The organism is Collinsella ihumii (assembly GCF_030385545.1).
Taxonomy (GTDB): domain Bacteria; phylum Actinomycetota; class Coriobacteriia; order Coriobacteriales; family Coriobacteriaceae; genus Collinsella; species Collinsella ihumii.
On record NZ_JAUEIQ010000005.1, the window covers coordinates 114,210 to 140,077 of the forward strand.

Consider the following 25,868-nt stretch of genomic DNA (forward strand, 5'->3'; position numbering starts at 1 on the left):
GACCCCTGCGGGTGCCCTTCGTCATGGCGCGCGCCGGGGTTGCGCGGCCATAGCTTTCTTTTCTTCTTCGAAGGAGCACCATGAACTATCTTTCAGAGATGCTCAAGCTTCCTGTCGTCGATTCGGCGGGCGAGCGCATCGGCATCGTCAATGACTTGGGCATCGCCACGGGTGAGGTTTTCCCTCATGTGACGTCACTCGCGTTCCAGGGGCCCGGCAAGACCCCGTTCATGATCTCGTGGCGCAAATATGTCGAGCGCTTCGATGACGATGGCGTGTATCTCAAAATGCCCGCCACCGACATTCGCTTCTCCTATCTGCAGCCCGACGAGGTGCTGCTCGCTCGCGACATCATGAACAAGCAGATCGTCGACACGCAGGGCATGAAGGTCGTGCGCGTGAACGACATCAAGCTGTCCGCGTCGGGCGAAAACCAGCTGCGCCTGCTCGGCGCCGAGGTGGGCGTCCGCGGCCTTCTGCGCACGCTGCATCCCGTGCTCGAGCGCGTCGTGGTCGCCGCCTCGCGCGCGGTGGGCAAGCCGCTCCAAGAGGACATCATCGCGTGGTCGTACATGGACCTGCTCGAGCGCTCCACGCAGACCATCAAGCTGTCCGTTTCTCACAAGACCCTCGGCGAGCTGCACCCGGCGGACATCGCCGACATCATCGAGCAGCTCGACCCGCGCCTACGCGGCCAGGTTTTCGCCCAGCTCGACACGGCGCAGGCCGCCGAGGCCATCTCCGAGCTCGATGACGACGAGCTCGTGGCCGAGATGCTCGAGGGCCTGTCCGATCGCGATGCGTCCTCGATGCTGGCCTTGATGGACCCCGACGACGCCGCCGCCCTCATCGACGAGCTCGATTACGAGAAGGCCGAGAAGCTTCTGCGCCTCATGGGCGTCAAGGAGGAGCGTGCCATCCGCAACCTGCTGGGCTACGAGGAGAACACCGCCGGTCGTATCATGACGTCCGAGTTCGTGGCCCTGCCGGCAACATCGACCGTCGCCGATGCCATCGACGGCCTGCGCAAGCTCGATGAGGACTTCGAGAGCGTGTATTACGTCTACACCACCGACCCCGCCGGTGCGCTCACCGGCGTGCTCTCGCTGCGCACCCTGATCGTTGCCGATCACGATGCGCGCCTGAACAGCCTCGCGTATCGCGACGTGGTCTGGGTCTCGCCCGACGAGGACCAGGAAGACGTCGCCGAGGAGATGTCCAAGTACAACCTCGCGGCCATGCCCGTGTGCGATGAGAACCGCCATATCCTGGGCATCGTCACGGTCGACGACGCCATGGAGGTCATGAACGAGGAGCACCAGGAGGACCTGCAGATCGCCGGCATGGCGGGCGCCGAGGGCGGATCGGGCGAGTCCATGCACGTGTTCTCGTGGTTCGCGCGCCGCCAGTACTGGCTGCTCGTCTGGGCCATTGCATCGGGCATTATCGCGGCGGTCCTGCAGATGATGGGCGGCCTTGGAAGCTACTTCATCTACCCCATGTGCGTCATGCCCGTCTCCCTGCTTGCGGCGAGCCGCGTCGTCTCGTACGTGCGCAACTACTATCTGGAGTACGACGAGGCGGACGATGAGGACAAGCCCTACCTGGCCTTTTTCCTGCAGACCGTGCTTGTCGGCGCGGTGCTGGCGCTCGTGATCTACCTATGCGGTCAGTTGGTGCTGGGCGCCGCCTATTCCGATGACGTGCTGGCCAGCGCCTCGGCTGGCGGGTGGATGCCTGCCGCGGCGGATCCCGACGGCGCCGTCAACGCGCTCATCGGGGCGGCGCGCATGCTGTCCGCCTGCTTTGTCTGCGCGGCGGGCGTGACGTTTGTGAGCTGCGCGCTTTCGGTCATCTACCTCAAGGTGCTGTTCTGGCGCGACGAGCACGACCTCAATACGTCGGGCATCGCGCTCAGCGTGTCGGCCGTGCTGATCGCGTGCGTGCTCTATTCGGTCGTCTCGACCCTCGCGGTCTCCATGATCGCCGCGTAGGGGTGCTGACATGGCAAGACGGACGCATCAGAAGTTGACGATCGGGATGGTGCTCGGCGCCATGGGTCCCGGTCTTTTGGCTGCTCTATCGGGCAACGACGCGGGCGGCATCGCCACGTATTCGAGCGCGGGAGCAAGCTACGGCTACGGCACGCTGTGGATGCTGCCGCTCATGGCGGTGCTCCTCATCGTGGTGCAGGAGACCGCGGCACGGTGCGGCTGCGTGACCGGCAAGGGCTTCGCGTCGCTCATCCGCGAGAAGTACGGCGTGCGGAAGAGCGCGCTGGCGATGGGTGCGCTGCTGGTCGCGAACACCGCCGTGACCATCTCGGAGTTTGCCGGCATCGCAAGCGGCCTCGCGTTGTTCGGCGTGCCCGCCACGGTATCGGTTCCCCTGGTCGGCCTGGCCATCTGGTCGCTCACCATGTCGGGCAGCTTCCAGCGCATCGAGAAGATCCTGCTCATGGTGAGCTGCGTGTTCGTGACCTATATCGTGGCGGCGTTTTTGGCGGGTCCCGATTGGGGGCAGGTCGCGGCGGCGACGGTGTCGCCGCATATCGTGCCCGAACCCGAGTACGTCTCGCTGCTCGTGGCGACGATCGGCACCACCATCGCGCCGTGGATGATCTTCTTGGCGCAAAACAACGTGGTCGACAAGAACGTCGACGAGAGCGGCATCATCCTGCAGCGCATCGACACGACGTCGGGCTCGATCATCGCCTGCGCCGTCGCGTGGTTCATCGTGGTCACGACCGGTGCGGTTCTCTACCCGGCGGGCGTCCAGGTGTCGGATGCCGCCGACGCGGCGCTCGCCCTCGAGCCCATCGCGGGCGAATTCTCCACCATCCTGTTCGCATCCGGCCTGGTGGCGGCGAGCTTTCTGGCCGCCTGCGTGCTGCCCGGCGTCACCTCGAGCGCGATCTGCGAGGCGTTCGGCTGGGAGCGCGGAGCGGACCGCAGCTGGGAGGAGGCGCCGATCTACCGCGGCATCATCACCGCGGTCATCGTCGCTTCGGCCCTGCTGGTGATTATGCCCGGCATCAATCTGTTCCAGATCATGATGAGCGCGCAGGTCATCAACGGCGTGCTGCTGCCGGTGCTGCTGGTCTTCCTGCTGTTCATCGCCCAGGACCGCCACATCATGGGCGAGTATCGCAACGGGCGCGTGTGGAACGTGCTGACCTGGGCGACCATCGTCATCATCACCGTGCTGACCATCATCATGTTCGTGCTTCAAGCGCTCGGCTATTGATCAGCGTTTCTCTCATTTCGCATACCTAAGGAAACGCTGGATAATAGGCCGATGCCAACGCGGTTCGGACAACTCCCGCCTGTCCCGCGGAGCTGCTCGAATCGACTGTACGCTATGGGAACGCCGGCCTGTTGACTGTACGGCATGGGAACGCTTTCGGGTGAAAAACGTGCCTACAGCGTACAGTCAACAGGCCGGCGTTCCCATAGCGTACAGTCGATCACCTTGTCGATCCTGCCCGCGGGGCTCGAGCCCCTTTATCATTGTTTCCCTAACGAAATGGCCCCGCCTTCGCTTGTTCCTGGGCGAAGGCGGGGCCATGCTCTGTCTGATATGCAGCGGTTACTCCTGCGCGTTATAGGGCTCGAGCAGCACCGAGGTCATGCTGTCGGTCAGCGAGGTCCTGATGCCGTCGGTCACCGATTGCATCCGGCTCTGCAGCTCTTGCTGCAGCTCGGGGTCATCGAGGTGCACGGGCAGGATGTCTTCGACCGCAGAGTAGATGAGATCCACGTATTCGACCGCGCCCGACTCGTTCAGATGCGTTCCGTCGCCGTCAAAGACGTCGTTGCGGCCCTCGCTGTAGCCGTACCAGTCAACAATGCGCACGTTGGAATAGCGCTCGGCCGCTCGCGCAAGCGTCTCGTTCGTGGGGCCGGTCCATGGCTGCGGGCTGCGCGTGTTGACGAACACCACGGTGCGGTCCGCCCCGGCGATCCCCATGAGCGTGTCGATCTGCTCGTCGCTCATCGGTCCGTTCGTGCCCAGGGCGAACACGAGGATGCCTCCGGCGAGATTCTGGTCGACGAGGCTCTGATAGATCTCGATGCCCGTGCCGAACTGGCGGTTCTTCGCCGCGTCGATGTATCCGTGGGGGAATTTCTCCTCAAACGCTGGGATGACGCGCACCGAGACCGAATCGCCGATCATCACGATGTCGTAAGCCCCTTGGGGTTCGGCGGCGGTCGTCTCGCCATCCTCCTGATCGGCAGGGGTGCCATCCGCCTGCCCTTCGGCGCCCGCAGCGTCCTGCCCGTCATCGGTGCCCTGCTCGAGCAGGGCGGCGCCCTCTGCCGACAGGGCGGAGGTGTCGGGCACCAGGACGAGCCCCGCTACGGCGGCGACCAGCACGAGCGTGGTCGCCGCAACGGGAAGCGGGTGCTTGCGCGCCAGGCGACCGGGCGTCTCGTGCGACCCTTTGAGCTGCTTGACGATCTTGCCGAACAGTCCGTGCCTGAACGGCGTCTCGATGAAGCGGTACGAGAGCTCCGCCGCTAGGATGACCAGGGCGATCTGGATGATATAGACCCACCAGGGCTTCTCGCTGATGTCGCTCACGGGGTTCATGAGCAAAAGCAGCGGGTAATGCCACAGGTAGATGCCGTACGAGCGCTTGCCGAGCCACACGAGCGGCGGCAGCGAGAACACGCGTGACAGCAGCGTGTCGGGCTGCACGCAGGCGGCCACCAGCGCAACCGTGAGCAGCGAGCACAGCAGGGTGCCGCCTTGGTACTGGAAGGCGGTGTAACCGTTGGTGAGGGCCATGATGGCGATCAGCGCCACAAGGCTCAGAAGGCCGATGACGTCGATGGGCCACGGGCTGTTCGCCCTCTTCTGCTCGCCGCGGATCGCATCGGGGGACTTCTGGGCGACCATGCGGTAGGTGGGATGCGGGGCGCCCGCGCGGTGCGAATCCGCCGGCTTGTGCCCGCCTGCGGCCTTCCCAAGTCTCCTGCCGAGTTTGCGCAGATATGGAGCGAGCCATCCGAGACGCATCGAGGAGGTCGGGATAAACGCGAGCCAGGCGCCCAGAAGCAGCGAGAACACGCGCGTATCGGTGCCGTAGTACACGCGGCTCGGGTCGACCGACGGATCGTACAGCGCCGTCATGGCGACCGCCGACACGATGGCCAGCACGAGCGTGCTCCGGCGCACGAGCTTGTTCTTGCCGCCGAGCTTCCAGACACCCATCAGCAGCAGGGGCCAGATCAGATAGAACTGCTCCTCGATGGCAAGCGACCAGAAGTGGGTGAGCGGCGAGGGGTCGCCCAGCGCATCGAAGTACGACACGTTTCGCAGGATCTGCCACCAGTTGTTGAAGAACAGGATGGAGGGGACGATGTCCGGCCTCATTTTGGTGAGCATCACATGGTTGAACAGCGCGCACAAGATGATGGTCGCCACGATGACCGTCAGCACGGCGGGCAGCAGGCGACGGATGCGGCGAATCCAGAAGTCCTTGAGGTCGATGCGTCCGGTGCCGCGGTATTCCACGATTAGCAGGTGGGTGATGAGGTATCCGGACAGCACGAAGAACATCGTGACGCCCTGGAGGCCGCCTTGGATCCATGAGAAGCCCAGGTGGTAGAGGACGACCGCCGCGACGGCAAGCGTGCGGATGCCGTCGAGCGCCGGGATATAGCGCGAGCGCGGGCGAGCGGGGCGCATGTCCTGCTGGCGGGCTGCATCTGCGCGCGGGGCGTGCGTTGATGCGGGCTTGGTGCCGGTGGTCTCCTGCTTGGGCTGAGGGGAAGTCATGTCTTCGGGTCGATCCGTTCGTGCATCGGGTTCGCAGTCCGCCTGATTGTACCGCTGTGCGCGGCAAAAGGGCATATGCGCCTGCGCCCGATGGGCAGCCGGTCCCCCGTGGCAGATGCGGACCCTCGTCCATTCATGAATGAACGAGGGCCCGCATCTGCGTTTGCCCAGGATTCGTTTGTTTGACACCCGTACTTTTTCATGAATGAACGAAGGCCGCGCGCGCGGGAGTGCGGGACGGCGCGCAAAAAAGCGCCCGAGGGAAAGCCCCCGGGCGCACATCGGCCACGTGATCGGCGCTGCTTAGAACTTCACGTTCGGGACGGAGCGCGCCGCCTCTTCCGCCTCGAAGCCCTGACGCTCCTTGAACTGGAAGATGCCGGCAAAGATGACGCCGGGGAACGTCTGGATGGCGTTGTTGTAGTTGAGCACGCAGTCGTTGTAGCTCTGACGGGCGTAGGAGACCTTGTTCTCAGTGTCCTCGAGCGAGGTCTGGAGCTGCATGAAATTGGCGTTGGCCTTGAGATCGGGATAGGCCTCGGCCACGGCGAACAGCTGGCGCAGGGCGCTGGTGAGCACGCCGTCGGCGGCCATCTTCTCGTCGGGCGTCGTCGCCGTGACGGCCGCGTTGCGCGCGTTGGTGACGGCGGCAAGCGCCTCGCGCTCGTGCGACGCGTAGCCCTTGACGGTCTCGACGAGGTTGGGGATCAGGTCGTTTCGACGCTGAAGCTGGGTATCGATGTTCTGCCACGCGTTGTCGATGCGATTGCGCAGCGTGACCATGTTGTTGTAGATGCCCGCGATTACGCAGACGATGACGATGACGACAACGATCGCGATGATGGTCGGAATCATGCTCAGCTCCGTTCCGGGCTTTGCGCCCCGTGGGATGTGAGACAAAGTATACCGGATAGCGCTCTCATCGTTTGCCGTCATAGATTTGGAACAAGAGCTCCAGCTTCGCTCCTGCGTTCTGGCCGGAGGGCTTTGCGCTCGCTCTGTCTTCGCAGGTGGGGCGACATACAAAAAAGCGCCCGAGCTGGCGGGCGCTTTGCGTTCCATGATGGCGGAGGAGGAGGGATTCGAACCCTCGTACCCGGGTTACCGGGTAAACGGTTTTCGAGACCGCCGCATTCAACCACTCTGCCACTCCTCCGTTGGAGTGAAACATGGCGCGTCACAAGGGGCGCGCCATGAGAAGATGCTGGCGGAGAGTCAGGGATTTGAACCCTGGAGACGCTTTTGGCGCCTACACGATTTCCAATCGTGCTCCTTCGGCCACTCGGACAACTCTCCGTGAAATGCAACGGCAATTTTACCGTATCCAGCGCCGCGCGCAAGTGTCAATTTGCAAGATGGCGAAAAAATGTGGGGGAGTTAAGGAGCCGGCAGGCAGGAGTCTCTGTCTCCCCCGACGCCTTAAGACCCGCTTAATCTGGGCAAATGCCGTCATAAGGGCATTTTGTCGCGGATACACTGAGGATGTGAGAAAGGAGGAACCGCGATGTACGCCACGAGCATAGCCACGCACGCCATGCCGGCGGAGGCGCTGCGCGTCGCCGTCGACCACGCGTTTGCGGAGGCGCGGTCGTGCCTTATCGGATGCGGTTCCCTCGCTCCCTTTACCATCATGTGCGCATCCGACGGGTACGACATTGTCGAGCACCACGGTCGATCGGCACGGGATATCTACCGCTCCGTGCGCGATCTTTTGGTCCGCGAGAAGCCGGAGGCGTATGCCTTTGTCTATGATGGGTTCGTTGATGTCGATGCCGGGCATACCGGCGCCCTCATATGCGAGGCGGCGTGTCGCGGGGACGCCATGGCGCGCCTGATGGTGCTGCCGTATCGCGCGGGCGCTGCGTATTCGTTTGCCGAATCGTCCATCTGCATGGGGACGGTGCGGTCGCTGTTCGCGGACGTTGCCCGGTAGGCGAGGCTATCGCGGCGCGATAAAGCGGTGAAGGTGCATGGCACGGTCGCCTCGGCGACCTGAGATCAGAGGAGTAAGAGATATGTACGCACAGCAGCTGGGATTCGTCTCTTCCTGGAAGATGCTGACGCGCGACAAGGGATGGATCAAGCCGCTGCTGATCCTCACCCTTGTCGGCTGGATTCCCATCTTGGGCCAGATCGCCATCCTGGGGTATGGCCTGGAGTGGGCGCGCCTGACCGCATGGGGCGTCGACGCGGCGCCCAAGCAGCGCGGCGTCGCCTACGGCAAGGTGCTTTCGACGGGCGGCATCGCGTTTCTGCTCACGGTGACCATGGGCCTCGTGCTCGGGGCGATCGACCTCATGCTGTTCGGCGGCTGGTATCCCATCGCCGCATTCCCCATGGGCATCGGGGTGTTCTCGAGCTCGGTGTTCGATCTCGCGCGCGACACGTCCATTCTGATCGCTCTGGTGATCCTGATCGTCAATCTGCTGATGGGGACGTTTGCCACGGCGGCCATGGTGCGCGCGACCATTTACGACAACTTCGCCGCCGGCTGGCGCGTTGACCGCCTGTTCCAGATGATCGGGCGCGATCCGCGCGGATTTCTCCACGCGTACGGCGTGTCGCTTATCGGCGGGTTGGTCACCACGGCCTATTCGATGGCGATCGCGCTGGTGGGAAGCCTGTTTGCCTTCGGCGGCGTGATGGGTTTCGTGCTCGGGGCCGGATTGAGGGGCAGCGAGTACGCGAGCCATATGATCCAGGGCATCGGGCCCGGCATCATCGTCTTGGCGGTGGTGCTCGTGGTCGTCGTCATGTTCTTCGGGGGTGTGATCGGCACCGCGATGCAGCTCATCTCCATCAACGCGGTCGGTCAGTGGTTCTGCCGCTTCGACGTCGGCCGCTGGGGCGTGTCCTCGGCCCCCTTGCCCGACGGCGTTCCGTACCAGACGAGCGCTACGGTGTCGAACCCCTATGCCGGTGCCCAGGCCGACCAGCCCCCTCGCAGGCCCGATGCGGACGCGTCCGCGGCAGAGCAGCCTGCAGGCGCTTCCGAGCCGGCCGCGCCGGCTGCATCCCAGACGGCCGAGCCGGCCGCGGTGCAGCCGGTTCCCGACGAGCCGACACCGGTCGTGCCGGCCTCGCAGGCCGATAGCGCCCCCGACGCCGAATCCGCATCCGAGCGCGGGCCGATCCTGCTCGGCCCCATCAGCACCGACGACGGGGATGACGATCGATAGCTTCTTCTCAGGCGCCGCCTTGCTGCGGCGCCTTTTTTCATGATGAAGAGGTGCTCGGAGCGGCAGGGCAACCCGTGCCCGCGCGCGGGCCGTGCGGGCATCATGCGGGCGCATCGGATATGTCATGGATGCGTTCGGCGTCCTGTTTGACGCCGTCATGGAGGCACAGGATTTCTGTCCGGGTGCCATGGCATGCTGATGGGGCGCAGCGCGTTTTGGTCCGCCGCATGTCACACGCAGCGATATGTGTGGAGGTCATGAGGTTGTACCTGCGGGAACGCACGGACACTTGAGGAAGCTGCCGGGTTGTTCTAAAGTAATCCGGTCTTTTCCTGCTCTGGGCGCACCTTCACGACCCGGAGCCTTATGTCCAGAGGAGGTGACAAAATGAAGGCTTATGAACTGCTGTTCTTCGTCGACCCTGCGCTCGATCCCGAGACCCGTCTCGCCGTGATGAAGCGTATCGATACCACGATTGCCGAGGGTAACGGTAAGGTCGACAACGTTGACGAGTGGGGCAAGCGCAAGCTCGCCTACGAGATCAACAAGCTCACCGAAGGTGATTACACCCTCATCAACTTCCACGCAGATCCCACCCAGATCGCCGAGCTCGACCGCGTGCTGCGCATCACCGATGCCGTGGTTCGTCACATGATCGTTCGTCGTGACGACATGGAGTAAGAATCGTCTGGAAGCCGGCGCGCCGCGAGGCGAGCCGAACAAGAGAGGTAGTGAGCCTGATGAGTATCAATCGAGTCAACATCTCCGGTAACCTCACCCGCGATCCCGAGCTGCGTGCCACGGCGAGTGGCACCCAGGTGCTCTCGTTTGGCGTGGCGGTCAACGACCGTCGCCGCAATCCGCAGACCGGCGATTGGGAGGACTACCCCAATTTCGTCGACTGCACGATGTTCGGAACGCGTGCCGAGGCCGTGAGTCGCTACCTCCAGAAGGGGTCGAAGGTCGCGATCGAGGGAAAGCTGCGCTACAGCTCGTGGGAGCGCGACGGTCAGCGTCGCAGCAAGCTCGAGGTCATCGTCGATGAAATCGAGTTCATGAGCCGTGGTCAGAACCAGGGTGGCTACAGCCAGGACGGCGGCAGCTCCTATGGTGGCGGCTACTCGGGCGGCTATGCCGCTCCCGCGGCCCAGCCGGCGCCCGCACCCGCACCGGTGCAGGCTCCCCCGGCGGTCGACGTCTACGATGAGGACATTCCGTTCTAGGACGGGATACACGTTGTAAGTGAGCGGCGCTGCGGCATGTGCCGGCGGCGCCAAATGAAAGGTATTTTGACATGGCTAATGATTATTCAGCACGTCAGCCGCGTCGTAAGTACTGCCAGTTCTGCAAGGAGAACACCGAGTACATCGATTACAAGGATACTCAGCTTCTCCGTAAGTACATGACCGACCGCGGCAAGATCAAGCCCCGTCGTGTCACTGGCGCTTGCACGCAGCACCAGCATGACATCGCGAACGCCATCAAGCGCGCTCGTGTGATGGCTCTCCTGCCCTACACCGTTCCCGTGGTTTCTTCCCGCGGCGAGCGCAACCGCGGCTAGGCGAGGGACGAGGATCTAGCTGATGCAGGACGGAAGCCAAGATCCGCAGCGGGGCGCCATGGTGCCCACGGATCCGGCCTCGCATGCAGTCGCGCCGTCGATTTTGCACGGCACGCTCATGTTGGTGCTCGGATGCATCGCCGCGATGTTCCTTCCGTTCGTTGGGGTCCTGCTCATCGCATACGGCATGCGTGAGCTGGCGGAGGCTAAGGGGTTGCGTGGACTTGCCCTCGCACTTGCACTGTGCGCCGGGCTCGTCCTCATCTCCTTGTTCTCCGACGTCAATGCCTCGATACTTCTGGCTCCCATGATGGTGAGCTGCCTGGGTGTCGTGTTTTGCATGTGGCGCGGCGCGACGGTCACCAACATATCGGTGGCGATCGCGATCGCGGCGCTTGCGAGCTTTGGCATTGATGCGGCGATCGCCGCGTCGAGCGGCGATTCGATCCACGATATCGCTACGTCCTACTTTGCCGACAGCCTTCGGGTATCGGCAGGGTCGGACATCGAGGGTGACCTTCTGTTCCAGCAGATCGGTTACCTGATCGAAGCGATGTGGCCGTTCATGTATGTGAGCAGCGCTTCGCTCGATGCGCTGGTTGCGGGCATCGGGTCCTACCTGATGCACACGCGCAGCACCGGGCGTCCCAAGCGGCCGTCGCTGTCGAACTTCGATGCCCCCATGTGGAGCGTCGGGGTGCTTTCGATTGCGATCGTGTGCCTGGGAGCCTCGTTTACCGGCTTTGCCGAGGCGGGGATTTTGCGCACGATCAGCGCTACGGCGCTGATGAGCATACGCATCATCTTCGCGTGCCAGGGATTCGGCGTGGTGAACGCCTGGATGTCTCGCAGGCGGATAGGATGCGCGACGAGGACCCTCAGCATCTTCTTTATCTTCTGGTCCGAGATGATGTTCTTCATCATGAGCATCGTCGGCCTGATCGATGTATGGGCGAACTTCCGCAAACTTCCGCGGGACGGCTCGTACATCTAGGAGCAACAGTAATTTCTGCGCCGTCATGAGCGGTGCGAACGCAAGGAGATCTCATGAAAGTCATTCTCTTGGGTGAGATCAAGGGCAAGGGTGGCGAGGGCGACGTCGTCGACGTCGCGCAGGGCTACGCCGAGAACTACCTCTTCCCGAAGAAGCTCGCCATTGCGGCTACCAAGGGCAACCTGAAGCAGCTCGATGAGCGCCGCAACAACATCGCTAAGCGCGAGGCCGTCCGTCTGGCCGACGCCAACGCGCTCAAGGACGCCATCGACGGCAAGTCCGTCACCGTCGACGCCAAGGTCGGCGACGAGGGCATCCTGTTCGGCTCCGTGACCAGCACCATGGTCGCTGACGCCATCAACGCCCAGCTGGGCGTCGAGATCGACCGCAAGCGCGTCGAGCTCGGTAAGCCCATCAAGGTCGCCGGCACTCACCCCGTCGTCGTTTCTCTGTATCGCGAGATCCGCGCTACCGTGAACGTGCTCGTGGGTGTCGAGGCGGAGGCCGAGGTCGAGCAGACCGAGGCTGCTGCCGAGGAGACCGTCGAGACCGAGGCCGCTGCCGAGTAGGCATCTGGCACCCGAAGTCTTCGGTAGGGGCTCGGACGTGTGTCCGGGCCCCTTTTTGCTGGGTCGATCGCGAGGGAATTCCAGGGAAACGCCGATCAATTCATTCCGCGCCGAGCGCCCGGAACGGCGCCGCTCGGCACGAAGGCAATTAATCAGCGTTTCCCTAGAAAAAATCGCGATGAGGCTTGACAAGAAAACGAATGAAGAAATCCACAGGTCATACGTCGTAAGCCTGTTGAAAACGCTGGAGCCGAAGACAAAAGTGGATACGTTCATGTGTTCGCATGCATACGCGCATGGGCCGATTATCAGGGCTTTGTATATTCACACCTCAACTACCTGCGGATTCAATAAATCTTCAAGTAAAGTCTCGATCAAAACGCGGCATCGCGCCCGTGGTTTGCGTATATTCGCTGGTAAACGCTGTGCTGTTGAAAACTCTAGTCAGATAGAGTGCAAAACTGTTGAAAACGTTGAAAGCCGTCGTTTTGCACCGTAACGAGCACGGAGATTTCAACAGGGCATGTTGAGGTCAGGTTTGGCCGATTTACCGCGCGCGCTGAGCCCCGTGCGCATACGCGCGATGCTTTACCATTGAGGTCCGAGCGGGCGCCGGATGGGCGCTGCATCGATGAGGTTGGAAAGGAGCGTGCATGGCACCGTCTTCCTCGGATTACTCGTGGTCGCCGTCGGGCGTGACCGATCGCGGCGCTCACAAGGGTCTGCCCAATAACGTGGAGGCTGAGGCCAACGTCTTGGCCGCCATGCTGCTGTCGGGCGAAGTCGTCGAAGAGGCGCTCGTCGAGCTGCTGCCGGACGACTTCTACCGCCCTGCGCACAAGACGCTGTTTCAGGCCATGCACGAGATGTATGACCGCAACCTCCCGATTGACGCCATCTCGCTGGTCGACTATCTCAAATCCATCGACAAACTGGAGGCGGTGGGCGGCGAGGCGTACATCCTCGAGCTGATGGGCCAGACCCTTTCGCTGGTCAACTGGCAGCATCATGCCGGCATCGTGCGCCGCGATTCCATGCTGCGCGAGATCATCGGGGCCACCAACCAGATCAACGCGCTCGCCTACGATGCGCCCTCCGATACCAAGGAGGTCATCGAGCGCGCCGAGTCCATGCTGCTGTCGGTCACCTCGCGTGAGGTCCGCAGCTCATATAAGTCGCTGACCGAGTTCATGATCGAGGCCTACAACGAGGCCGAGGAGGTCTGCGCGGCGGGCGGCGACGTGCACGGTGCGCCCACGGGTTACCCGAGCCTCGATCGCATGCTTATGGGCCTGCGCGAGGGCCAGCTCATCATCATCGGCGCGCGACCCGCTGTGGGTAAGACGTCGTTCGCGTTGAACCTGGCGTTGAACGCCGCGTCCGAAGGCTATACCGTGGCGTTCTTCTCGCTCGAGATGTCCGGCAAGGAAATCGCGCAGCGCTTCATCTGCGCTCACGCCCAGATCAACATGTCGAACTTCCGTACCGGCCGCATCTCGCCGCAGGAGTGGGCAAACATCAACGAGGCGACGCAGGACCTGTCGCGCCTCGATATCCTGATCGACGACACGCCGGGCACCACGGTCACCGAGATCCGCGCGAAGGCGCGCCGTATGCTGCACAACAAGGAGAAGTGCGTCATCATCCTCGACTACCTGCAGCTCGTGAACCCGCCGGCGGGGCGCCGCGCCGAGAACCGCGCCGTCGAGGTTTCCGAGATGAGCCGTGGACTCAAGATCATGGCCAAAGAGCTGGGCGTGCCGCTGATCGCACTCTCGCAGCTCTCCCGTGCGGTCGAGTCGCGCACGGGCAAGCGCCCGCAGCTGTCTGACCTTCGTGAATCGGGCTCCATCGAGCAGGACGCCGACATCGTCATGTTCTTGGATCGCTCGAGCTCCGAGCAGGAGGCGGGTCGTGACGACCGTCCGCCCGAGGGCATCACGCGCATCATCGTGGCGAAGAACCGCTCGGGTCCGATTGGAGACGTGGACCTGGTCTTTTTGCCCGCATCAACGAAATTCTACGAGCTCAACGAGCACGCAGAGGAGTAACACAGGTTGCCCGCGCCGCGATAAGGCGCGGGCAACCTGTGTTTTCGGCGCTTGTACGGGCGTGCGTGACGAAGGGCACGGCATGATTTTTGGCAAGGCGGTCGCATGTGCGATCGGGGCGCCGTGGTGCACCTTCGGCGGTCCAAACCATGATGGTTGCCGGAAATACCTCGACAAGAGCGTGCCGGTCCGGGTAAGGACCTATAATATTGATGTTTGAGTGCTTATATGGAGAAGCACACGCTTTACGTAAGGAGACAACATGCCGTCGACAGTGTTGGTCGGAACCCAGTGGGGCGATGAGGGCAAAGGCAAGATCTGCGACCTGATCGCCGGGGATTTCGACTGCGTCGTTCGCTATCAGGGCGGTAACAACGCCGGCCACACTATCGTGGTGGGCGACCGTAAATATGGCCTGCACCAGGTTCCGTCGGGAATCATGTATCCAGAGTGCGTCTCGGTGATCGGCAACGGGTGCGTGGTGAATCCCAAGGTGCTGTTGGAAGAGATCGACATGTTCGAGAACGACGGCATCTCCACCGCCAACCTCAAGGTGTCGGGCAACGCGCACATCATCATGCCGTACCACATGGACCTGGACGGCGCCTACGAGCAGCTGCTGGGCGACCACAACATCGGCACCACCAAGCGCGGCATCGGCCCGTGCTATCAGGACAAGATGGCGCGCATCGGCCTGCGCATGCAGGACATGCTTGACGAGGCGGTTTTCCGCGAGAAGGTCGGCCGCGCGCTCGACCGCGTGAATCCGCAGCTGGAGAAGATCTTCGGCATGCCGACCTACACGGTCGACCAGATCTGCGATGAGTATCTGGGCTATGCCGAGCGCCTGCGCCCCTACATCTGCGAGAGCGGCCTTCTGCTCAACGGCATGGTCGAGGAGGGCAAGTCCATCCTGTTCGAGGGCGCCCAGGCGACGCTGCTCGATATCGACCACGGCACCTATCCGTATGTCACCTCCTCCAACTGCACCGCCGGCGGCGCCGTCACCGGTTCAGGCGTGGGAATGAAGAACATCGACCGCGTGCTCGGCATCATGAAGGCGTATATCACGCGCGTCGGCTCCGGCCCCATGCCCACCGAGCTTTCCTATGAGAGCGAGGCCGGCCACACCCTGACGGAGGACGGCTACGAGTACGGCGTCACGACCGGCCGTCGTCGTCGCTGCGGTTGGTTCGACGGCGTGATCGCCAACTACGCCGCGCGCGTCAACGGCCTGACCGACATCGCGCTCACCAAGCTCGATGTGCTTTCCGCCTTCGAGACCATCAAGGTCTGCGTCGCCTACGAGTGCGATGGCGTGCGCTACACGACCGTGCCCGAGCACGAGAGCGTCTTCGCCCGCGCGGTGCCGGTCTACGAGGAGCTGCCCGGCTGGAACTGCGACATCTCTGCGTGCCGCAGCTTCGACGAGCTGCCCCAGGCCGCCCAGGATTACGTCGCCTATATCGAGAAGCTCGCGCACACCCGCGTGACCTTCGTGTCCGTCGGCCCGGATCGCGAGCAGACCATCAACCGCTTCTGGAATTAGGAGTCGGCCATGCGGAAGTTCGCCGTCGTTACGGACAGCGCGTCGGACATCAACCAGGAGGCGGCGCGCCGCCTCGGCATCCGGATCGTGCCCCTGCACATCGTCGCGGGCGGGCGCGATTACCGCGATGGCATGGATATCCAGATCGATGAGTACCTCGATCTGCTGGAGCAGCAGCAGGAGCTGCCGCAAACGTCCCAGCCTGCGCCCGCCGATTTCGTCGAGGTCTACCGCGCGCTGATCGAAGAGGGCTATACCGAGATCCTGTCGATCCATATCGCGCGCGAGCTGTCCTCGACCATCGAGACCCCGCGCTATCTGGCGCAGGAAGTGTTCAAGGATGTGCGCATCGAGGTTATCGACAGCTACGCTGCCACGGTGGGCGAGGGCGCCATGGTGCTCGAGGCGGCGGCGATCGCCGAGGCCGGCGGCACCATGGACGAGGCCATCGAGCGCGTGCTCGCCATCCGGGACACCTTCAAGATCCACTTCGTGCCCGACACGCTGGCCAATCTGGTCAAGGGCGGCCGCGCCACGCGCGCTCAGCACCTGGCGACCTCGATTTTGAACGTGAAGGTCGTCATCGCGCTGGGAGAGCAGGGCTGCATCGACGTCGCACACAAGGCGAAGGGCATGCGCAACGCCGTGGTGTACATGGTGCGCCAGCTGGTCGAGCGTTCCAAGAATCTCGGAAAGCTCACGTACTACAAGCTGCATACGCGTTCGGAGCGCGGGCTCGAGCTGATCGACAAGGCGGTTTCGGGCGAGCTCGAGCTGAACGCCTCATGCGCGGGCATCGCGACAATCGGCCCGTGCATCGCCACGCATGTGGGCGAGCATGCGGTGGGGCTCCTGAGCTATCCCGCCGAGTTGCACAGCCCGCTGCTGGATGAGGTCGATATGTTCTACAACGTCGCCTGCTAGCTGAGGCGATGAGAGGGGCTTGCGATCCACGGGTGGGGCCGCAAGCCGCATGTGGCGGAATCTCGGCGGGTGCGCGCGGGCGCGGGCACACCGCCGATATCGATTTGATTGCGCTGAAGACGTCGGGTGCAAGGGGCAAGCCGCCAGCTCCGCTCGACGATCGCTGCGCATGATGGCCTTGGGGCCGGATTGGGAGGATACATCATGACGACCAACACCATCGACATCCTGCTTTTGGGCAGCGGCGGCCGTGAGCACGCGCTCGCCAAGAAGCTGTCTGAGTCCGCCCGGTGCGGCAAGTTGTACATCGCGCCGGGCAACGGCGGCACGGTCGCGGTCGGCGAGAACGTCTCGCTTGATGAGAACGATCCGGACGCCGTTGCCGACTTAGCCCGCGAGACGGGCTGCGGCCTTGTGGTAATCGGCCCCGAGGCCCCGCTCGTGGCGGGTGTTGCCGACGCGGTGCGCGCGGCGGGCATCCCGTGTTTTGGCCCCGGTGCGGCGGGTGCCCAGATGGAGGGCTCCAAGCTGTTCTCCAAGCAGGTCATGGGTCGTGCCGGCGTGCCCACGGCGGCCTACGGCTCCTTCACCGATGAGGAGAGCGCGCTTGCGTACGTGCGCGAGCAGGGCGCTCCGCTCGTCGTGAAGGCTGACGGCCTGGCGGCTGGAAAGGGTGTTGTAGTGGCTACCGAGCTCGAGCAGGCCGAAGAGGCCGTGCACGAGTGCTTTGCCGGCGTGTTCGGCGAGGCCGGTTCGACGGTGGTCATCGAGGAGATGCTCACGGGTCCCGAGTGCTCGCTTCTGGCGTTCACGGATGGCAAGACCGTGCGTCCCATGGCGACGTCTCAGGATCACAAGCGCGCCCTCGAGGGCGATCTGGGCCCCAACACCGGCGGCATGGGCGTCTACAGTCCCGTGCCCATCGTGACTCCCGAGGAGCACGCCGAGATGGAGCGCATCATGGATGCTGTCGTGGCGGAGCTTGCCGACGAGGGCATCGATTACCGTGGCTGCCTGTACGGCGGCTTCATGCTGACGCCTACGGGCCCCAAGGTGCTCGAGTTCAACGCGCGCTTCGGTGATCCCGAGACGCAGGTCATCCTGCCCCGTCTGAAGAACGACCTGGTCGACGTGATGTTGGCCTGTGCCAACCAGACGCTGGACGCCGTCGAGCTCGATTGGCGAGACGAATACGCCGTGTCCGTGGTCCTCACGAGCGCGGGTTATCCCGGTTCGTACGAGAAGGGCAAGGTCATCACGGGCATCGAGGATGCCGAGGCCATGGAGAACGTGACGGTGTATCACGCCGGCACGCGCGTGGACGAGGGTGGCCAGGTGCTCACCAACGGCGGCCGCGTGCTCAACGTGACGGCGCTCGCGCCCACGTTCGAGGCCGCGCGCGATCTCGCCTACGAGGCCTGCGAGAAGATCGACTTCGAGGGTAAGACGCTTCGCCGCGACATCGGCCTGCGTGCCCTGCGCGGTCGCGACGCCTGGGCATAACCTGTCGTTGGAGACGGGCGCAAACGGCTGATGCCGGCCGGTCGGGATGATTCCCGGCCGGCCGGTTTTTTGTGCGACGGATGGCTGTAGGGGGCTGCCCCGCTTGCGTTCATTTCTGGACTGCCAGTTGGTGTGGGACGCTTTACATCAAGGTGACGAATGAGTTGATAATTGTAATTTACAACTAAGCATTTCTACACATAACCACCACAAATGGAGAAATTTAACGCGTGAGAAAAGGATGCTTATTAACATTGAAACAAGAATAAAAGATATGAACTGAAGTAAGAAGTAAGAGAAAAAAACAATGCGGAGAAGATAAATTGCTTCAATCTGAACACTTTTGCTCAGAAGATTGAACAAGGGGGCTGGTTTTAGTGAAAGCTAAGATTTTCACGAATGTATGTCTATTTGTATACGAACGGTATACGGACAGAGCGGAAATAACGCAGCCTGCGATTGGCGGAGCTATCGGGAGCATCACCCGCTGGCGTTGGCTGCGGCGCGAGTGCGAGGTGGTGGGTTATGATCCAACTGTTCCGGAAGAAAAAGCCTTCGGGGGGCGCTTCTAAACTTGTAGGGGCGCTCGCTACGGTGGCCCTTGCGCTATCGGTGCTGATATGCGCACCGGGCGTGGCGCAAGCGGCCTTGATCGACCACACCGTTCAGGGAGTGAGCCCTCGTGGTACGACGATTAACCTGTTCGATTACTGGATCCAAAAGCGCGATTCCAACGATCAGAACAACGGCACTGATTATCAGATTCGTGGAATCAACGCAAATCATGTTCTCAAGTTCGGTGCCGGAATGGGCACGAACGACAATGAGGACGTGGTCAATTCGACCGCTGTTAACGACTGGACGGGCGATTCCGCACCGCGCCAGGGCATCGTTTCCGATTTACTGTCCGCCGATGGCTATCCCGTTTTGTCTGGAACGGGCGGAATCGGGAACGAGTCCCTCTCCTATTTGTTTAGCGATTCCGCGCAGCAGGGAAAGGCATCCTATATGGATGTCGACGGTCTCCTGCAGGTCGACGATGACGGCTACTACTATTACAACAGCCAGGCGAACTTCGCCGCGTTCGATGCAGAGGCCGAATCCTTCGCGCTCTATGATACCTGGGGAGTCAATGCGGGCGGCCATTCTCCTAACGGGCAGTTCTTCCCGTTCAACACCGGTGAAGACGTGTTCAACGAGCAGGGCGGCCAGCTTACCCAAAATGGTGTCACGTCGACCGACGCCGACATCAACCACTACTTCGGCCTCAACATGTCCACCCGTTTCATCCAGCAGTACGGTGGTCACACGGCCGCTGCTGGTACCGCCGGTCGCCAAGAGGTCACCTACAACTTCTCCGGTGACGACGACGTGTGGATCTACATCGACGGCGTCCTCGTGGGCGACCTGGGCGGTATCCATGACAAGTCCTCTATCGAGATCAACTTCGCCGACGGCAGCGTCGTGATCTACCATGACGTGAACAATGACAACGTGTACAACGAGAACGATGATGGTACCCCGTACGAGAAGACCACGCTGCGCGCCCTCTTCCAGGCCGCACTCGGCGGCGATTTCGACACGTCTGACTTCGACGATGACACCTTTGCTGACAACACCTACCACACGCTCGACTTCTTCTACCTCGAGCGCGGCAACACCGACTCCAACATGTCTCTCAAGTACAACCTGGTGAATATCCCCGAGTCCGGCGTGCTCAAGGTCGACCAGTACGGCGACGAGATCAGCGGTGTGACCTTCACTCTGAGGCAGGCCAATCAGGACTACAACATCGTCGACAACGGCTACAGCGTGACTGGAACGACCGACTCCACTGGCGAGATGATCTTCACGACCACCAACAGGGCCGGCAAGGAGATGCCCATCACGCTCGAGCAGCTCGGCGATCAGAGCGACAATTGGGTGCTGACCGAGGGCGATGTCCCAGAAGGCTATCGGAGCAACGGCGACATATATCTGCGCTTCGAGGACGGCGTGCTGCTCGCGAGCAACGAGTGGGACACCGGCGCGTACTCGCAGGCACATGTGACCGCATCGGCCCCATCGACGGTAATCGATGAGAACGGCGGCTCTCACGACATCAGTGCGGAGAACGGTGGGACCCTGTTCGCCGTCGTCATGCAGAAGGGCGAGGACGGCGCCTGGTACCCGGTGTCCGGTGACGCTTTCAGCGGATGGCACGTGGCAGGCGGGAATACCAATGCCTACATCATCGCTGCTGCCAAGGAGGAGAACAGCCAGTACCAGTTCCTCCCCGGTTCGGCGGGCGATTACGAGGTGACCATCGAGAACCTTCCCGGCGACATCACCAAGTACGCCTACATGCTCGAGACAAATAATGGAAATGTAAGCACCGCCGAGTACACGGTGAGGTACTACTGGACCAAAGCCGACTCTATCGCGGATATGACCGCGTCGAGCTGGATCGAGCAGATTGAAACCGATGCGAACGCAGCGTCGGGCTACGACGGCATCGGGCGCGTCTTCTCCGTCACGCTGAACATCCCCAACATCAAGAACGAGCTGTCCCTCATCAAGACCGACGCCGATACGGGCAAGCCGTTGGCTGGCGCCGAGTTCACCATGTATACCGACGCCAACCGCAACGGTGCCGTGGATGCGGACGAGACGGTGTGCTTCACGGGCACGACGGGCACCGACGGCACGCTTGACATCACATCCGCCGACGGTGCGGATGGATCGCGTGTCCTCGCCGAGGGATTCTATGTGTTGGTCGAGACTCAAACGCCGAGTGACTACATCGAGCAGCAAACGCCCATTCAGATCGTCGTGGACGACGACGGGGTCCATGTGAACGCAGGCAGCACGGGCGATAACGTTTCTGTCGAGACGAGCATCGGCGACCTCGTGTGGAGCATGAAGGGCTTCGCTGCGGGCGATGACGTCGACGCCACGCTGCACGAGGTCTCCGCTCAGCCGCAGACCTCGACTGGGCAGAGCTATCCTGCCGATGAGTCCTCTTGGACGAATGACGGCGATGCCCTGCACTATCACTACAACGATGCGACCGATACGCTCGACTACATCGTGACCGGTGACGGGGACGCCGCCTACGTCGCCGATGCCGGTTGGTCGCGCCTCGACATCACCCAGTGCACCGAGCACAATGTCGATGAGACGGACAGTCCCAAGGAGGATCTGGGCAACCAGTCCCTCAATGCGCTGTTCGACGGCGACGTGACCATCCAGGTGACCAACAGCAAGGTGCCGACGACCGGCACGCTCGAGGTCACCAAGGCCGTCGAGAACGATCCGACGTCGGATAGCGACAAGAGCTTCGAGTTCACCGTCGAGCTCAGGGACGCCTCCAGTGCCGATCTGAGCGACAAGTACACCGCGCAGGTGTACGACGCGAGCGGGAATCCGGTCGGTTCCCAGTTCCAGATTTCCGGCGTCGACGACCCGGCGACGCCGTACCGCGATGAGACCACCTTCACGCTGAAGGACGGGGAGCGCCTCGTGGTGTCCGACCTGCCGGTCGGTACGACCTACACCGTGACCGAGACCGCTGAGGACAACTACACCACCACCGCAACGGGCGATACGGGCACGATCTCCAATACGGGAACCTCTCGCGCCTCGTTCACCAACACGTACGTTGCGCCGTTGACGCTGTCTGCCGAGGGCGCGCTGACGGTGCGGAAAGACCTCGAGGGGAACAATCTCTCCGGAACGGACGGTGACGCCAACAACTTCGACTTCACGCTGACGGCGCTCAATACCGAGGGCGATGGCCAGCCGAGCGCTGCGGACGCTGCGGAGAAGATCGGCCTGTCCGATGGCGATGTCACGCTCGAGTTCTCGAACGACGCCGCCGAGATGGATCCTGCGACGGGCGTCGCCACCGACACCATGAATCCGCTGACAGGCGGCATCACGTTCACGGCTGCCGATGCGGGCCGTACCTACACGTACGAGCTACGCGAGGTCGCACCCGCACCGGGTAATGCCGGGTACACCTACAGTGATGCCGAGTACATGGTTACCTACGCGGTTCAACTGGGGGATGACGGAAAGCTGACCGTCACACCTACAATCGTTGATAAAGAGGGGCAGTCCCAGACAGAGGCGAAATTTATCAACTCCTATAATCCTGGCGAGGTCACGACGGACGATAAGGATGCGACCAAATCCATCCAGGTCCAGAAAACCGTGACAGGCCAGAGCCTTGACGCGGATGCGTCCGGCTTCACTTTCGAGCTGACGTTGACGAGCGAGAACGGTGACGCCGTTTACGAGGGCTCCGGCAAGGACAAGACGCCCTTCAACAGCATGGAGCTCACCATCGGCGCGCCGTATACGGACGGCACGGCGAAGACCTCCACGTTCGGAGACATCACGTTCGCCGAGGCGGGTACCTACACCTTCGACGTGACCGAGACCACGGTGACGCCGAATCCGGCGAACGGCTGGACCTACGATAACAGCGCCGGTGCGCCGCGAACCGTGACCGTGGCGGTCTCCGATTACAACGGTGCGCTGCAGATCGATGACATCACGTACGACAACAGCAAAGCGCCTGCCACGGCCGACCAGGATGTGACGACCGCAGCGGCGTTCACGAACTCCTTCCGTGGTACGACGATTGGCGACAATCCTAATACTGCGCTCAAGGTGGAGAAGACTGTGAATGTGCCCACGGGCATGGATTTCACTTTCGGCCTCTCTCTCAAAAGCGCGCAGGATGCCGACGATAGCCCGATTGAAAGCGGCGTTTGGGAAACGGACGAGAACGGAGCGCTCGTCGCGTTCAACGGAATGACCGCAAAGGTGACGGACGAGTTCACCACAGATAAGCTCAAGCAGGCTGCGAGCTTCGGCGCCATCACCTTCACTGAGCCTGGCACCTATATCTTCGAGGTGGCCGAAAGGGCACCACGTGCGATTGAGGGCTGGACCTACGACACCGACATCGAGACCATCACGGTTATGGTCGACAACGACATGAACGTGACGGTTGATCCAGAGGATCGCACAGTCCCCTTCACCAATACGTACTCCTCTACCGGCGAGCTGCCGTTGGACGGTACGGGCGTTGTCAATCTGAGTAAGAAGCTGACCGGTCGCGATTGGATTGAAAGCGACGTGTTCACATTCACGCTGACGGGCAAGAACGTGACGGATGGTGTTGGGGACGAGCAATCTGGCTTCGTGCTGCCCACGGAAACTGAGGTGACGGTCGATTACGCTGACGCGGTCGAAGAGGCCGGGGAGGGCGTTCCCACTGAGGATGTTTCGGTGCCCTTCGGCTTCGATCCAATCACCTTCACCGCTCCGGGAATCTATGAGTTCACGGTGACCGAAGGCGAAATTGACGCGAAGCAGTCCCCGAACGTCTCCAACACGAGCGGTGCTTCGGTGACCTACCGCTTTGAAGTGACCGACGAGAACCAGGACGGCACGCTGAACGTAACGCTTGCGCAGGAGGGCCAGTCCGGCACCGGCGAGTTTGTGAACGAATACGACCCCGCGGTCGCCACGGCGGACCTGCGTGCCACCAAGACGCTGAACGGCCGGAGCAAGGGTCTTGAGGCCGGTGCCTTCGAGTTCCAGATCAAGAGCGTGTCCGCGCCCGAGGGCGTCACTGTTCCGATGCCGAACAACGCGAAGGATGAGAGCGGCGATGGCGTCTATGCCGTGTCCAACGATACTGACGGCGTCGTCAACTTCGGTACCTTCAGCTTCACGACCGAAGGCGCCTACACCTACCGTGTGAGCGAGGTTGACGGCGGCTCGACCGTCGCAGGCGTGACCTACGACGATGCCGTGTACTTCGTGACCTATAATGTGGCCGACGATCCCGTGACCGGTGCGCTCATCGCGGACATGACCGTCCACCAGAATGCGGCGGACGGAAAGGAGATTGGCAACGACGCCATCGTCTTCGTTAACACCTACGACCCTGAGGATGTGACCGCGCCTGGCGATCCCGCGGAGGCGGGCTTCTCTGGCACGAAGACGGTCGTTGACGAGCATGGTTCCTATGGCGCGCTCGAAGCGGGTAAATTCACGTTCATCATGAAGAGCATCTCAGCTCCGGAGGGAGTGAGTGCGCCTCAGCCTAGCGAAGGCGCCTCGGTGACCAACGGCGACGACGGCTCCTATACTTTCGGAACCCTGACTTTCTCCGAGCCAGGCACGTACGTGTACGAAGTGCAGGAGCAGGCGAGCGGCATTCCGGGCATCACGGACAGCTCTGAGGTCTACAGGCTGAGCTTCACCGTGGTTGATAATGGCGATGGTCAGCTCGTGATTGAAGACCAGTCCATCCTGAACGCTGACGGCGAAGAGGTCGGCGCGGGTGATCTGGACTTTGAGAACATCTACAACGACGGGAAGACCTCCTATACCATCAACGGAACAAAGGTGCTCGACACGAACGGTTCCGACAGCGTTCAGCTTGGCGAGGGAGATTTCACATTTGCGTTGTACGAGGTTGCTGCGGACGGTTCCGAGAAACTGATCGGCAAGACCGCCAACGGTGTTGCGAATAACAACGTGGCAAGCTTCGAATTCGATCCCATCGTCTACACCGAGGAGGAGACCCATACCTACAAGGTCTACGAACTCGGTGTCGACGGTGAGCCCGGTGCGGGCGGCACGGACGCCAACAACGTGGTGTACTCCAAAGAAGTCTACACGGTGGTCGTGACGATCACCAAGGCCAACGACGGCCGCGGTCTTTCCGCGACGGCCGACGTCCAGAATTCCGAGATCACGTTCACCAACGTATACCTGCCCGAAAAGCCGAGTTCTCCGACTGATGCGGACATCAAGGTGTTCAAGGAGCTGAAGGGCGATCGTACGGACTTGCGCCCCGATGAATTCACGTTTGTGCTTGAAGGCATCGCTGGAACTCTCTCTGAGGATATGCGTGCAGAGGGCACCAATGACGCAAGCGGTGTTGTGACCATTGACCAGATCGTTTTCAGCTCAGAAGGTACATATGAGTTCACGCTTCGCGAAGTGGCTGGCAGCGACGAGAACATGACGTACGATCGCGACGTTTATACCTTGGTTGCCAATGTGACTGAAGGCGAAGACGGGCTGGTTGTGTCTTGGAGCGTAACGGCAGTCAACGGAGAGCCGGTAGCCGAAGGTGAGGACCCGATTACGGAGATCACGTTCGAAAATATCTATGACGAGCCCGATACGCCCGTAACTCCGGACACCCCAGACACCCCGGATACCCCGGATACGCCTGACACCCCGGAAACTCCGGACACTCCGGACACTCCGGATACCCCCGACACGCCCGATTCCCCTGATACCCCGACAACTCCGGACACGCCCGATACGCCGGACACCCCAACCACCCCGACCACCCCGACTACCCCTGATGAGGGCATCCCTCAGACCGGTGATTCCTCGATGGCCGTGATCTTTGCTGTGGTACTTGCAGGCATCGCTCTGGTTGCGGGTGGAGCAATCGCGTTCTTCCGTAAGAACCGGAGCTAACGGCATCCGTAGGCGCTCCGAGCCAATTGAGCTCGGAGCGCCACTCCGGTGCGCAAGCACCTACACATTTCTTCGGTGCACAGCCGTATCCCGACCAACGGCTTTGCATAAGCGGCGATTGACCCCGCCGTACATCGCATGGTGACGATCCCGACCGTGTCATCATGCGCCGAGACCCGGCCTGCGCGCTGTCGCGGCCGGGTCTCCTGTTTGTATGCACAGGGCCCAGACGAGGCTCATCACCTCATTTCTCC

Annotated in this window: 16 protein-coding genes and 2 tRNA genes; 14 read left to right on the plus strand and 4 right to left on the minus strand. The window is 62.1% G+C overall.

Going from position 1 to position 25,868, the window contains the following annotated elements:
* Positions 1–80 precede the first annotated feature (80 nt).
* Together QVN30_RS06290 and QVN30_RS06295 are read left to right on the plus strand one after the other, a co-directional pair.
* Positions 81–1,994, plus strand: coding sequence for a magnesium transporter (locus QVN30_RS06290; RefSeq protein ID WP_289835814.1), 1,914 nt, complete (start codon positions 81–83; stop codon positions 1,992–1,994).
* Between the two features lie 10 nt (positions 1,995–2,004).
* On the plus strand, positions 2,005–3,246 hold the full coding sequence (locus tag QVN30_RS06295; protein WP_204565302.1) for an NRAMP family divalent metal transporter: 1,242 nt from the start codon (positions 2,005–2,007) through the stop codon (positions 3,244–3,246).
* A gap of 342 nt (positions 3,247–3,588) precedes the next feature.
* Here the strand turns inward: QVN30_RS06295 and QVN30_RS06300 are convergent, their stop codons facing one another.
* The 4 genes from QVN30_RS06300 to QVN30_RS06315 form a co-directional block, all read right to left on the minus strand.
* Positions 3,589–5,784, minus strand: a complete 2,196-nt coding sequence (locus QVN30_RS06300; protein ID WP_289835815.1) for an acyltransferase family protein — start codon at positions 5,782–5,784, stop codon at positions 3,589–3,591.
* A gap of 303 nt (positions 5,785–6,087) precedes the next feature.
* Positions 6,088–6,639, minus strand: a complete 552-nt coding sequence (locus tag QVN30_RS06305; protein ID WP_087200794.1) for a LemA family protein — start codon at positions 6,637–6,639, stop codon at positions 6,088–6,090.
* Positions 6,640–6,848: 209 nt separating this feature from the next.
* Positions 6,849–6,940: transfer RNA gene (locus QVN30_RS06310), tRNA-Ser, on the minus strand.
* A gap of 49 nt (positions 6,941–6,989) precedes the next feature.
* Positions 6,990–7,080, minus strand: a tRNA-Ser gene (locus QVN30_RS06315).
* Positions 7,081–7,288: 208 nt separating this feature from the next.
* On the opposite strand from QVN30_RS06315, the gene QVN30_RS06320 reads away from it, so the two are divergent.
* The 12 genes from QVN30_RS06320 (at position 7,289) to QVN30_RS06375 (ending at position 25,614) form a co-directional block, all read left to right on the plus strand.
* Positions 7,289–7,717 (plus strand): hypothetical protein, encoded by a 429-nt coding sequence (locus QVN30_RS06320; protein WP_087200792.1) that lies wholly within the window; start codon positions 7,289–7,291, stop codon positions 7,715–7,717.
* 82 nt (positions 7,718–7,799) lie between these two features.
* Positions 7,800–8,963 carry a DUF4013 domain-containing protein gene (locus tag QVN30_RS06325; RefSeq protein ID WP_289835816.1) on the plus strand — a complete coding sequence of 388 codons (1,164 nt, stop codon included), beginning with the start codon at positions 7,800–7,802 and terminating at the stop codon, positions 8,961–8,963.
* Between the two features lie 387 nt (positions 8,964–9,350).
* On the plus strand, positions 9,351–9,644 hold the full coding sequence (rpsF, locus tag QVN30_RS06330; RefSeq protein ID WP_066831107.1) for a 30S ribosomal protein S6: 294 nt from the start codon (positions 9,351–9,353) through the stop codon (positions 9,642–9,644).
* 59 nt (positions 9,645–9,703) lie between these two features.
* The gene (locus tag QVN30_RS06335) at positions 9,704–10,186 is read left to right on the plus strand and encodes a single-stranded DNA-binding protein (protein ID WP_066831109.1); all 483 of its coding nucleotides are present in this window, start codon (positions 9,704–9,706) and stop codon (positions 10,184–10,186) included.
* Between the two features lie 71 nt (positions 10,187–10,257).
* Entirely contained in the window at positions 10,258–10,524 is a 267-nt protein-coding gene (gene rpsR, locus QVN30_RS06340) for a 30S ribosomal protein S18 (RefSeq protein ID WP_066831111.1), read from the plus strand.
* A 22-nt stretch (positions 10,525–10,546) separates the two neighbouring features.
* Positions 10,547–11,518 carry a DUF2232 domain-containing protein gene (locus QVN30_RS06345; RefSeq protein ID WP_289835817.1) on the plus strand — a complete coding sequence of 324 codons (972 nt, stop codon included), beginning with the start codon at positions 10,547–10,549 and terminating at the stop codon, positions 11,516–11,518.
* A 53-nt stretch (positions 11,519–11,571) separates the two neighbouring features.
* Positions 11,572–12,087: a 50S ribosomal protein L9 gene (gene rplI, locus QVN30_RS06350; RefSeq protein ID WP_066831117.1), complete on the plus strand. Its 516-nt coding sequence runs from the start codon at positions 11,572–11,574 to the stop codon at positions 12,085–12,087.
* Between the two features lie 653 nt (positions 12,088–12,740).
* Positions 12,741–14,138 (plus strand): replicative DNA helicase, encoded by a 1,398-nt coding sequence (gene dnaB / locus QVN30_RS06355; protein WP_066831119.1) that lies wholly within the window; start codon positions 12,741–12,743, stop codon positions 14,136–14,138.
* A gap of 262 nt (positions 14,139–14,400) precedes the next feature.
* Entirely contained in the window at positions 14,401–15,687 is a 1,287-nt protein-coding gene (locus QVN30_RS06360) for an adenylosuccinate synthase (protein WP_066831122.1), read from the plus strand.
* Between the two features lie 9 nt (positions 15,688–15,696).
* Positions 15,697–16,611, plus strand: a complete 915-nt coding sequence (locus tag QVN30_RS06365) for a DegV family protein (protein ID WP_289835818.1) — start codon at positions 15,697–15,699, stop codon at positions 16,609–16,611.
* Between the two features lie 204 nt (positions 16,612–16,815).
* Positions 16,816–18,114, plus strand: a complete 1,299-nt coding sequence (purD, locus tag QVN30_RS06370) for a phosphoribosylamine--glycine ligase (RefSeq protein WP_289835819.1) — start codon at positions 16,816–16,818, stop codon at positions 18,112–18,114.
* Between the two features lie 648 nt (positions 18,115–18,762).
* Complete coding sequence (locus QVN30_RS06375) at positions 18,763–25,614, plus strand: Spy0128 family protein (protein WP_289835820.1); 6,852 nt, start codon at positions 18,763–18,765, stop codon at positions 25,612–25,614.
* Positions 25,615–25,868 lie beyond the last annotated feature (254 nt).

What these genes read in the sequence shown, in the direction of transcription:
- QVN30_RS06325 (WP_289835816.1), top strand. Translation starts at nt 7,800, where the DNA reads ATGTACGCACAGCAGCTGGGATTCGTCTCTTCCTGGAAGATGCTGACG.
- rplI (WP_066831117.1), top strand. Translation starts at nt 11,572, where the DNA reads ATGAAAGTCATTCTCTTGGGTGAGATCAAGGGCAAGGGTGGCGAGGGC.
- rpsF (WP_066831107.1), top strand. Translation starts at nt 9,351, where the DNA reads ATGAAGGCTTATGAACTGCTGTTCTTCGTCGACCCTGCGCTCGATCCC.
- QVN30_RS06290 (WP_289835814.1), top strand. Translation starts at nt 81, where the DNA reads ATGAACTATCTTTCAGAGATGCTCAAGCTTCCTGTCGTCGATTCGGCG.
- QVN30_RS06295 (WP_204565302.1), top strand. Translation starts at nt 2,005, where the DNA reads ATGGCAAGACGGACGCATCAGAAGTTGACGATCGGGATGGTGCTCGGC.
- QVN30_RS06320 (WP_087200792.1), top strand. Translation starts at nt 7,289, where the DNA reads ATGTACGCCACGAGCATAGCCACGCACGCCATGCCGGCGGAGGCGCTG.
- dnaB (WP_066831119.1), top strand. Translation starts at nt 12,741, where the DNA reads ATGGCACCGTCTTCCTCGGATTACTCGTGGTCGCCGTCGGGCGTGACC.
- rpsR (WP_066831111.1), top strand. Translation starts at nt 10,258, where the DNA reads ATGGCTAATGATTATTCAGCACGTCAGCCGCGTCGTAAGTACTGCCAG.
- QVN30_RS06305 (WP_087200794.1), bottom strand. Translation starts at nt 6,639, where the DNA reads ATGATTCCGACCATCATCGCGATCGTTGTCGTCATCGTCATCGTCTGC.
- purD (WP_289835819.1), top strand. Translation starts at nt 16,816, where the DNA reads ATGACGACCAACACCATCGACATCCTGCTTTTGGGCAGCGGCGGCCGT.
- QVN30_RS06345 (WP_289835817.1), top strand. Translation starts at nt 10,547, where the DNA reads ATGCAGGACGGAAGCCAAGATCCGCAGCGGGGCGCCATGGTGCCCACG.
- QVN30_RS06365 (WP_289835818.1), top strand. Translation starts at nt 15,697, where the DNA reads ATGCGGAAGTTCGCCGTCGTTACGGACAGCGCGTCGGACATCAACCAG.
- QVN30_RS06300 (WP_289835815.1), bottom strand. Translation starts at nt 5,784, where the DNA reads ATGACTTCCCCTCAGCCCAAGCAGGAGACCACCGGCACCAAGCCCGCA.
- QVN30_RS06360 (WP_066831122.1), top strand. Translation starts at nt 14,401, where the DNA reads ATGCCGTCGACAGTGTTGGTCGGAACCCAGTGGGGCGATGAGGGCAAA.
- QVN30_RS06335 (WP_066831109.1), top strand. Translation starts at nt 9,704, where the DNA reads ATGAGTATCAATCGAGTCAACATCTCCGGTAACCTCACCCGCGATCCC.